This window comes from Grimontia hollisae CIP 101886, assembly GCF_000176515.1.
GTDB lineage: Bacteria > Pseudomonadota > Gammaproteobacteria > Enterobacterales > Vibrionaceae > Enterovibrio > Enterovibrio hollisae.
Genome location: NZ_ADAQ01000005.1, coordinates 73674 through 83827, shown reverse-complemented (window position 1 = coordinate 83827; position 10154 = coordinate 73674). Strand labels below are relative to the sequence as shown.

10 protein-coding genes are annotated in these 10154 nt (G+C 51.2%); 4 read left to right on the top strand and 6 right to left on the bottom strand.

All coding sequences use genetic code 11. The features are described from left to right. Positions 1-101: 101 nt before the first annotated feature. From hemG to VHA_RS00675, 3 genes are read right to left on the bottom strand one after another with little or no spacing between them, the layout of a single operon-like run. Positions 102-626 carry a menaquinone-dependent protoporphyrinogen IX dehydrogenase gene (hemG, locus tag VHA_RS00685; RefSeq protein ID WP_005500824.1) on the bottom strand — a complete coding sequence of 175 codons (525 nt, stop codon included), beginning with the start codon at positions 624-626 and terminating at the stop codon, positions 102-104. A 20-nt stretch (positions 627-646) separates the two neighbouring features. Further along, positions 647-2104, bottom strand: a complete 1458-nt coding sequence (locus tag VHA_RS00680; protein ID WP_005500823.1) for a TrkH family potassium uptake protein — start codon at positions 2102-2104, stop codon at positions 647-649. 42 nt (positions 2105-2146) lie between these two features. Further along, positions 2147-2773: a YigZ family protein gene (locus VHA_RS00675; RefSeq protein WP_005500812.1), complete on the bottom strand. Its 627-nt coding sequence runs from the start codon at positions 2771-2773 to the stop codon at positions 2147-2149. 248 nt (positions 2774-3021) lie between these two features. Between VHA_RS00675 and fadB the strand changes: the two genes are divergently transcribed. The 3 genes from fadB to acuI all read left to right on the top strand — a co-directional run bounded on the left by fadB (position 3022) and on the right by acuI (position 7525). After that, positions 3022-5187, top strand: coding sequence for a fatty acid oxidation complex subunit alpha FadB (fadB, locus tag VHA_RS00670; protein WP_005500811.1), 2166 nt, complete (start codon positions 3022-3024; stop codon positions 5185-5187). A 27-nt stretch (positions 5188-5214) separates the two neighbouring features. Further along, positions 5215-6378, top strand: a complete 1164-nt coding sequence (gene fadA / locus VHA_RS00665) for an acetyl-CoA C-acyltransferase FadA (RefSeq protein ID WP_005500810.1) — start codon at positions 5215-5217, stop codon at positions 6376-6378. Positions 6379-6544: 166 nt separating this feature from the next. Next, complete coding sequence (gene acuI / locus VHA_RS00660) at positions 6545-7525, top strand: acrylyl-CoA reductase (NADPH) (protein ID WP_005500809.1); 981 nt, start codon at positions 6545-6547, stop codon at positions 7523-7525. A 73-nt stretch (positions 7526-7598) separates the two neighbouring features. Here acuI and VHA_RS00655 read toward each other — a convergent pair whose 3' ends face one another. Further along, entirely contained in the window at positions 7599-8540 is a 942-nt protein-coding gene (locus VHA_RS00655) for a LysR family transcriptional regulator (RefSeq protein WP_005500808.1), read from the bottom strand. A gap of 320 nt (positions 8541-8860) precedes the next feature. On the opposite strand from VHA_RS00655, the gene tusA reads away from it, so the two are divergent. Further along, positions 8861-9106 carry a sulfurtransferase TusA gene (gene tusA, locus VHA_RS00650; protein ID WP_005500807.1) on the top strand — a complete coding sequence of 82 codons (246 nt, stop codon included), beginning with the start codon at positions 8861-8863 and terminating at the stop codon, positions 9104-9106. 47 nt (positions 9107-9153) lie between these two features. Here tusA and VHA_RS00645 read toward each other — a convergent pair whose 3' ends face one another. Next, complete coding sequence (locus VHA_RS00645) at positions 9154-9417, bottom strand: hypothetical protein (protein ID WP_040527917.1); 264 nt, start codon at positions 9415-9417, stop codon at positions 9154-9156. A 99-nt stretch (positions 9418-9516) separates the two neighbouring features. Next, positions 9517-10074 (bottom strand): TMEM165/GDT1 family protein, encoded by a 558-nt coding sequence (locus tag VHA_RS00640; protein ID WP_005500806.1) that lies wholly within the window; start codon positions 10072-10074, stop codon positions 9517-9519. Positions 10075-10154: the final 80 nt, after the last annotated feature.

The following is a 10154-nucleotide window of genomic DNA, read 5'->3' as shown; positions in this document are numbered from 1 at the left end:
GGTGAGGCGGCATTATAGGGAGGCGAAAAAATCTGGCAATGGCTTTTTTGCAGTTTTTTATCGAAAACGGCGCGTTCGACCATTTTTCACTCAAAATGGGTTTAAAGCGAACGAAATTGGCCTGAAAACACCTTTACTCTATCCCAATTCGTATACTCAATTTCTTTGGTTGGATCAGTCTCCCCGCCGGTCATCTTCATAATGAACTGGATCATGACACGGTCAAAGAATCGATAACGGGGATAATAGAGCGCGCCAGCAAACACATCCAGAAGCTGAGGTTGCCAGGGTGAACGTTTTAGGAATTTTTTCATGTAAACACTGCCTTCCGGCGTATCCTTGCCGGGCTTGCGTGCAGTTAGGTTGACACAGAAAAAAGCCGCTTTCTTATTTTTAAGTGATGAAAGGTTGGTTTCAATAAACCGATACAGTTTTTTGTTCAGATGGCCATAACGAATTGAAGCACCAATCAGTACCTTATCGTAATCTTCCCAATTCACCTCGGGCATTTCATGCAAGTCCACCAACTCACATTGGTAGCTTTCTGATAGCTCGCTCTCAATGGCACGAAGAATCTTTAGAGTCTGCCCTTCGCGGCTGGAATGAAGTAAGAGTGCCTTTTTCATCATTATTCCTATCAAAGCGATTAGCTACGCCAGAAAGTTGGCGTAAAGAGAACCAGTAAGGTGAATACTTCCAACCGGCCAAACAACATGGAGACTATCAGCACCCATTTCGCACCACTGTTAATATCACCGAAGTGAGCCGCCACTTCACCAAGGCCTGGCCCCAGGTTGTTCAATGTGGCAGCCACTGCAGAGAATGCTGTCAGCTCATCAATACCGGTAGCAATCAGCCCCAGCATACAAATCACGAACACCAGAGCATAAGCCGAAAAAAAACCCCATACCGCATCCACGACCTGTTGCGGTAACGCTTTGTTGCCGACTTTGATGGTATACACCGCCCTCGGGTGAACAAGACGTTTCAGCTCACGCGACCCCTGAAGCGATAGTAACAGGATTCGAATTACTTTCATTCCGCCACCGGTCGAGCCTGCGCAGCCCCCAATAAAAGAAGAGAACAAGAGAAGCACAGGCAGAAAAAGCGGCCAATCAGAGAATCCTGTGGTGGTATAACCGGCCGTCGTGGAAATCGACACCGTCTGGAAGATAGCCTGATTAAAAGCATCGAACGCGGATTCATACGTATCGTGGCTTATCAGCATACTGAACACGATCACCAACAGAATAAGCTGGATCACAATAAAGGCACGGAACTCCGGATCTTTAAAATAATATCCTGGATGCAGCTTACCGCTGGCAAAAGCAGCAAAGTGCAGCGAGAAATTACACGCAGAAATAAAGAGGAAGAAAACCGTAATAAAGTTAATCGCCGGACTATTGAAATAGCCGATACTTGCATCATGGGTTGAAAATCCACCGATCGCGACGGTCGAGAAACTGTGGCTGATGGCATCAAACACTGACATCCCTGCCAGCCAGTACGCAGAAGCACATGAAACAGTCAGCGCCAGATAGATATACCAAAGCGCCTTCGCCGTTTCTGCAATTCGTGGCGTCATCTTGCTGTCTTTGACTGGCCCCGGGATTTCAGCACGGTAAAGCTGCATCCCACCGATACCCAGCACAGGCAGGATAGCCACTGCCAGCACAATGATCCCCATCCCCCCGAACCATTGCAGAAGCTGGCGATAAAAGAGCACCGCTTTAGGCAGGTCATCAAGCCCCATCATGACCGTCGCTCCGGTGGTTGTCAGGCCGGAAAATGATTCAAAGAAGGCATCGGTCACCGACATATTGGGCTGCTCAGAAAGCATAAACGGGACCGAACCCGCACTGCCGATTACCGTCCAGAACAACACCACGATAAGAAAGCCATCACGGGCTTTCAGTTCGTGTCGGAAATGCCGGTTAGGGAACCAGAGAAGACCACCACCCGCGAGAAGAAGGAAGAATGTGAGAACAAAGGGAAAACCTTCGCCATCGCGATAGATAAATGCCACCACAGCTGGTGCCAGCATGGTGATACTGAAAAGGGCAAGAAGCAGCCCGACAATTCGAATAATTGAGCGAAATTGCATAGCCTGAGACGGCTCATCCTTCTATCCAGGGGTGAGCCTGAATTATGTGTTATTATTCAGCCCGGCCACACTTACCTGACCACGGGAACGGTTAATAATTTCCCCGGCGATCAGGTCAGCACTCCGCGCATCTACTTCCACTGTCATCACCACATTATGGCTGAATTCAGCATTAACCTGAACCGCGTTGTGGCAAGCCAGTATCGATTCAATCAAGGCAATGTGAGGGTATTCACAGCTTATAGTGAACTGCACCATGATTGCCTTCTCTTTCGTTTCCAGTTGCAGCAATGCTTGTTGCACACCACCCCCGTACGCTTTCACCAGCCCTCCGGTACCGAGACGGATACCACCATAGTATCGCGTGACCACTGCCGTGATCTCCCCCACGCCGCTACCGGAAAGCTGCGCAAGGATGGGTTTACCCGCCGTACCAGATGGCTCACCGTCATCACTGAACCCCCAGCACATGGAGTCTTCCGGACGCCCGGCGACGAATGCCCAACAATGATGGCGCGCATCAGCATGTTTGGCTTTTATCTCTGCGACAAACGCTTTAGCACTCTCAATGCCTGGTGTATGGGCAAGATAAGTAATAAAGCGGCTCTTTTTAATCTCTTCTTCCATCACCACTGGCGATGACGGGATCAGATAAGGCGCTGTTTTCATGCTAGTCACCAGAAATGGAAAGGGTGCTGGATTTTAACACAGTCATTCACGAACTCAGAAAAAGCGCTAACGCATTGAAACGAAACAAATCCAGAATTCAAACAACCACATAAAACACAAATTTAAAACAATCGTTTAACATTTTTATTGCCTTTTTGTTCACCCAGGCTCAGACTAAAGCGAACTACGCTTACTCTACCTAAAGGTAAACCAAACCAGACAAAGATCTGGCAATACGGAGATAGAACATGATTTACCAAGGTGACACCCTGTCCGTGCGCTATCTGGAAGATGGCCTCGTGGAACTGAATCTCGATGCCCCCGGCTCAGTTAACAAATTTGACCTCGCGACACTGGAAAGACTCAATGAGGGGCTTAACGCGCTATCACAAAAGTCTGACGTCAAAGCCCTATTGCTGACCTCAGCAAAGCCTGCCTTTGTGGTGGGCGCAGACATCACTGAGTTCCTCGGCCTCTTTGCCAAGCAAGAGGAAGAGCTCTCTCAGTGGGTGACGCACGCGAACGATATCTTCAACAAGCTCGAAGACCTGCCTTTCCCGACGATTTCGGTGATCTCCGGTTTCGCACTGGGTGGCGGCTGCGAATGTATCCTTGCCACTGATTTCCGTATTGCAGATTCCACCGCCCGTATTGGTTTGCCAGAAACCAAACTCGGCATCATGCCAGGCTTTGGCGGTACCGTCCGCATGCCCCGACTGGTGGGTGCTGATACCGCGATGGAGCTCATCACTGCGGGGAAAGAGAGCAAAGCCGATGCCGCGCTGAAAATCGGTCTGGTCGATGCCGTGACGGCACCCGACGACCTGCGTGATGCTGCAATTGCCCTTGCCAGGCAAGCGATTGACGGCAAGCTGGACTGGCAATCTCGCCGCGCACAGAAAAAAGCGCCGCTGCAACTGAACAAGATGGAAGCCACCATGAGCTTCACCATGGCCAAAGGCATGGTAGCGCAAGTGGCGGGTCCTCACTACCCGGCACCTATGACGGCCGTGGTTGCGATTGAAGAAGCCGCGCGTCTGGATCGTGACGGTGCCCTGCTGGTCGAAAACAAACATTTCGTCAAACTGGCGAAAAATGATGTTACCCAGGCACTGGTCGGGATTTTCCTCAATGACCAGTACCTGAAATCGAAAGCCAAGAAAGCGGCGAAAGAAGGCAAAGCCACTGAGCGAGCAGCTGTATTGGGCGCAGGTATCATGGGCGGCGGTATCGCCTACCAGTCAGCCAGTAAAGGCGTGCCAGTGTTGATGAAAGACATCAGTCAGGCGTCGCTGGAAACCGGCATGAAAGAAGCATCGAAGCTTTTGAATAAACAACTGGAACGTGGCCGTATCAATGGTCTTAAGATGGCTGACATCCTCGCCTCTATCACCCCTAGCCTTCATTACGCAGGTATCGAGCAGGCCGACGTCATTGTTGAAGCCGTGGTCGAGAACCCGAAAGTGAAAGCCGCGGTACTGAGTGAAGTGGAAGCCTTGCTGCCGGAAGGTGCGGTACTGACCTCCAACACCTCAACCATTCCAATCGATCTGTTGGCGAAATCGCTCAAGCGACCAGAAAACTTCTGTGGCATGCACTTTTTCAATCCGGTGCACCGTATGCCACTGGTGGAAGTGATCCGCGGTAAAGATACGTCTGAAGAAACTGTCGCGCGCGTGGTAGCGTATGCCGCCAAGATGGGCAAAAGCCCAGTAGTGGTGAACGACTGCCCAGGGTTCTTCGTAAACCGCGTGCTGTTCCCATACTTTGCCGGTTTCAGCATGCTGCTGCGTGACGGCGCTGACTTTACAAAAATCGACAAAGTGATGGAGAAGAAATTCGGCTGGCCAATGGGCCCGGCTTACCTGCTGGATGTGGTGGGTATTGATACTGCGCACCATGCGCAGGCCGTGATGGCGGAAGGTTTCCCTGAGCGCATGGCGAAAAGCTACCGCGATGCGGTGGATGTGATGTTCGAATCCGAGCGCTTCGGTCAGAAGAATGGCGTGGGTTTCTACAAATATTCAATCGACCGTAAAGGCAAGCCGAAAAAAGACGTGGATGCGGATGTAACCGGCCTGCTGGCATCTGTTTTAGGTTCTGCAGCCGATTACAGCGACGAAGAGGTCATCAACCGCATGATGGTGCCGATGATCAACGAAGTGGTGCGTTGTCTGGAAGAAGGCATCATCGCTACCCCTCAAGAAGCAGACATGGCGCTGGTTTACGGCCTTGGCTTCCCTCCATTCCGGGGCGGCGTATTCCGCTATCTGGATACCATTGGACTGACAAACTATGTTGCCATCGCTGACCAACTGGCCAATCTGGGTCCTGCCTACGAAGTGCCGCAAGGTCTTCGCGACAAAGCTACCAAAGGCGAAGGGTATTTCGATGCCCAACGACAGTCTGCCTAACCACAAGGAATTGAGAGGGAAAACACCATGAAAAACGTCGTGATTGTCGATTGTATCCGAACCCCGATGGGCCGCTCCAAAGGCGGCGCATTTCGCCACACCCGCGCGGAAGATTTGTCTGCGCATCTGATGGCGTCCCTGCTGGCACGCAACCCGCAGCTTGATCCCACAGAAATCGAAGATATCTACTGGGGCTGCGTACAGCAAACGCTGGAACAAGGCTTTAACGTAGCCCGTAACGCTGCGCTGCTGGCAGGTATTCCACACACTGTGGCCGCCACCACCGTCAACCGCCTGTGTGGTTCCTCCATGCAGGCACTGCATGATGCTGCGCGCTCCATTCAGGTGGGCGACGCCGATGTCTGTCTGATTGGTGGCGTTGAACACATGGGCCACGTGCCAATGAACCATGGGGTGGACTTCCACCCAGGGCTTTCGAAGTCAGTGGCCAAAGCTGCCGGCATGATGGGTCTGACCGCAGAGATGCTTGGCCGCCTGCACGGCATCAGCCGTGAGCAGCAGGATGCCTTTGCAGCCCGCTCCCACCAGCGCGCCTATGCCGCCACCGTGGAAGGCCGCTTTAAGAATGAAATCATGCCGACCGAAGCCCATGACGAGAAAGGGGGCCTGTTTCTGATGGAAAACGATGAAGTTATCCGTCCGGAAACCACGGTTGAAACACTTTCAAGCCTGCGTCCGGTGTTCGACCCAGCCAATGGCACAGTGACTGCAGGCACGTCTTCCGCGCTGTCTGACGGTGCAGCTGCCATGCTGGTGATGAGTGAAGACAAAGCCAAAGCGCTTGGCTTGCCAATTCGCGCACGCGTGCGCTCGATGGCAGTAGCAGGCTGCGATCCCTCCATCATGGGTTACGGTCCAGTACCGGCAACGCAAAAAGCCCTGAAACGCGCGGGCGTCACGATTGATGACATTGGCATGGTGGAGCTCAACGAAGCTTTCGCCGCCCAGTCTCTGCCTTGTGCCAAAGATTTAGGCTTGCTGGATAAGGTTGACGAAAAAGTGAACCTCAACGGTGGCGCCATCGCACTCGGTCACCCGCTGGGCTGTTCTGGTGCACGGATCTCAACGACACTCATTAACCTGATGGAACACCAAGATGTCGAGCTGGGGCTTGCCACCATGTGTATCGGTTTAGGTCAGGGTATCGCGACGGTTTTCGAGCGCGTGTAATCACCACACAGCCAGACCAAAGCCGGGTTTGATATCCGGCTTTGTTTTTCCTATAAGATTCATGCATAAGACGCATAGCAATAATGAGTTAGTTTCATTATTTTCATAGCCACTTTGGTTCTACACTTGTATTCAACCGTTTATTCCCCTTTCCGGAGGACATTCCATGTTCAAGGCCCTGGTACTGGACCAAGAAGACAGAGTCACCACTTCAAGCATTCAACAACTCGATATTAGCCAACTGCCGGAAGGCGATGTGTTGATCGACGTAGATTATTCCTCACTGAACTATAAAGATGGCCTTGCTATCACCGGCAAAGGAAAAATCTGCCGCCAATTTCCTATGGTTCCGGGCATCGACCTGACCGGCACTGTGATAGAGTCTTCTGATGCCCGTTATACCCAAGGTCAGAAAGTTGTGCTGACCGGTTGGGGTGTCGGTGAAGGCCACTGGGGCGGCATGGCACAGAAAGCGCGTCTGAAAGCTGACTGGCTGGTACCGCTGCCAGAAAAACTTTCCGGCGAACAGGCGATGAAAATCGGTACTGCCGGCCTGACTGCCATGCTGTGTGTTCAGGCGCTGCAGGATGCAGGCATCATACCAGAGAAAGGCGAAATTCTGGTCACCGGTGCCAGTGGAGGTGTGGGCTCTGTGGCAATCACCTTGCTGGCAGAGCTGGGTTATCAAGTGGTCGCCGTTACCGGGCGTGCCAGCGAAAACGGCGAGTGGCTGAAAGGGCTGGGTGCATCCCGCGTAATGGAACGCAGTGAGTTTGAAGAGCCTGCCCGTCCGCTGGAAAAACAACTGTGGGCAGGAGCAGTGGATACCGTTGGCAGCAAGATGCTGGCAAAAGTGCTGGCGCAGGTTGATTACGATGGCGCGGTCGCAGCCTGTGGTCTGGCTGGAGGTTTCGACCTGCCCACCACAGTGATGCCATTTATCCTGCGCGGCGTGAAACTGCTGGGGGTGGATTCTGTGTACGCACCGTTCGAGCGTCGCCAGAAAGCGTGGCAACGTATTTCTGAGCTACTGCCAGCAAGCTATTACGAAAGCGGCTGCCGTGAAATTTCCCTGGAAGACGTACCGGAAGCGGCAGAGGCTATAACCAATGGTCAAATCACCGGCCGCGTGGTGATCAAGCTGTAGCCTTATTATCACTACGGTAACGCAGTAACGGAGTCATTTGGCTCCGTTTTACCCCTTTATGTCATCCGCCAAATCAAACAAACCCCATATCTTTAATCCGTGTTGCTATCAGCCTTCCGCATTCTTCTTTTATCAGGTTACGCAGCCAAACCTGCGCTGCCGAATGCTCCGTTCTTGGATGCCAGATCAGTGAATAATCAAACGGCTTGAACTCAAACGGCAGTGGCTTAATTACCAAACCATACTTCTCACCCACCAGATAGGCCAAATCAGCCGGAACAGTAATGATCAGCGGTAAACTCTCCACCATCGCCACGGCAGCTTCCAGGTGATAAGCGCGCAGCGCCAGCTTGGGTTTAGGGTAACCCCGCAATGCTTCGTCTATCAGCGCTTTTACCCCATCGCTGATGGCAATCACCGCATGTGGGTACGCTAGGTAATCGTCAAGCGTCATGGCTTTATCTGCCAGCGGATGACTTTTCGCCACCAGACAAAATACACTCACCAGCCCGAGACTATCTGACTGTAAGGGCTCAACCTTCCCTGTTGGACGGCAAATTGCCATATCACATCCATCTGCCGTCAGCTGACGCATCAACTGATCATGTTGCAAGGGGGCAAACTCCAGCGACAGCCTCGGTGCTTCTTCATAAATACGGGGCAATGCAAAAGGCAGAATGGTTTGCATGGCGTAGTCTGTGGTCGCTATCTTGAAAGACTGTTCACATTTTGCCGGGTCAAACTCTTCCGGTGACAGAACATGACAAAGCGCATCCAGCGGGGCGGTCAGTGACGCATTGAGTTCCAGCGCCCATTGAGTGGGGATTAATTGCTGGCCATGGCGGGTAAAAAGCGAATCACCGGTAAGGTCTCTCAGGCGCCCCAGCACCCGGCTCATTGCTGACTGGCTGAGGCTTAAACGAACAGCGGCTTTACTGACGCTGCCTTCCTCAAGCAATACACGCAGGGCAACCAGCAGGTTTAAATCGCGACGGTAAATATCTTCAAGTTCCATAGCATACCTAAAGAGTGGTAACGTTGGCATTATAAGCACGCTGATTGACGTTAAATTTGATTGGAAAGGCGGTTTTATCGATATTGGCAGACGCCAAATAAAAAAAATCCCGCATGAAAGCGGGGAAGCCCAAGAAAACTGGGTGAGTGTAGTCGATGAGTGAGTTAGCCTAGTTGTTTCGCGACATTCACTTTGTCTAAATATGACTCGTTAACAACTTGTTAATTAATTTACACACATATTTTACAAAACCAACCCCTGTTGAATATTTAGTCTTCATAAGTATGATCAGGTCGACGTTTTCAATGTGATAATTGCAGATGAGCTCAATATTTGAAAATCCAGATCACTTTTTAAACGCTGAAGGGCTGCGCTGTCCAGAGCCAGTAATGATGGTGAGAAAAACAATCCGTAACATGGCAGACGGAGAAACCCTGTTGATCACTGCAGACGACCCTTCCACTACCCGGGACATCCCCAGCTTTTGCCGTTTTATGGACCATACCCTGGTGGCACACCAATCTGACACCCTTCCGTTTCGCTACCTGATCAAAAAAGGGTTATAACCACACTGGAAATGAAAAAGGCAGCAATGCTGCCTTTTTAGTTTTGGTTAAAGCTCGGTGGCCTGTGCGAGGTCGCTCATTTTCCGCCGCAGCGTTATATTCTCGTGTTCCAGTTCACGTATGGCTTTTTTCATGGGCAATACGTACCTCACCCGCACCATTGCATCAACAGATAAGTAAGTGGTTACTATTGCACCAACCACCATAGGAAGCCACATATTTGTCAACACCATGCCCAAAATATTTAGCGCTAGTGCTAAATGGAACAGCCACAACTGGCTTTTAGGGCTAATTGCCAGAAACCTGTTCATAACACGCTCCTTCATCACCGTCACACTGCTATAAAACTAGCATGGACTAGAGAAACAGGTTGCCAAGAAAATCACACATTCTCCCGCGGCTATAGCCCATTACCGCATCAAAAATGTCGCGATAGCTAACACGCTAAAAAGCGTAGCTGTCGCATACCGAACAATATTCAGTGGCAAAGCATTTGCCGCCTTCTTGCCTAGCAGAACAACAGGTACATTAGCCAGCAACATACCGATAGTTGTACCGATAATCACCATGGTCAGCGCGTCCGCATTCTGTGCACCAAGCACTGTTGTTGCCACCTGGGTTTTGTCACCAATTTCGGCAATAAAGAATGCAATGAAACTAGCCACAAATGGGCCTCGGTTTGAAATGCTTTCCTCATCATCAAGCTTGTCAGGAATCAGTACCCAAAGCGCCATCACTGCAAAACTGATAATCAGCACCCACCGTAATATCTCCTCCGTGAGATAGTCGGCGACAATGACGCCTAACCACGCAGCCACAGCATGGTTCAAAATGGTGGCAAAGAAGATGGCGAGAATAATCGGCACGGGTTTACGGTACCGGCTGGCCAAAAGCAGAGAAAGAAGCTGGGTTTTATCACCGATTTCCGCCAAAGCAACGGTAGTGATTGAAATAACGAGCACGCTCATGATTGTCTTCCGGGGCGAGGATTATTATTCGAAAACCATGACAATATCCGCGCCCCGCCCGGTTCGCGTTGATTGTCATT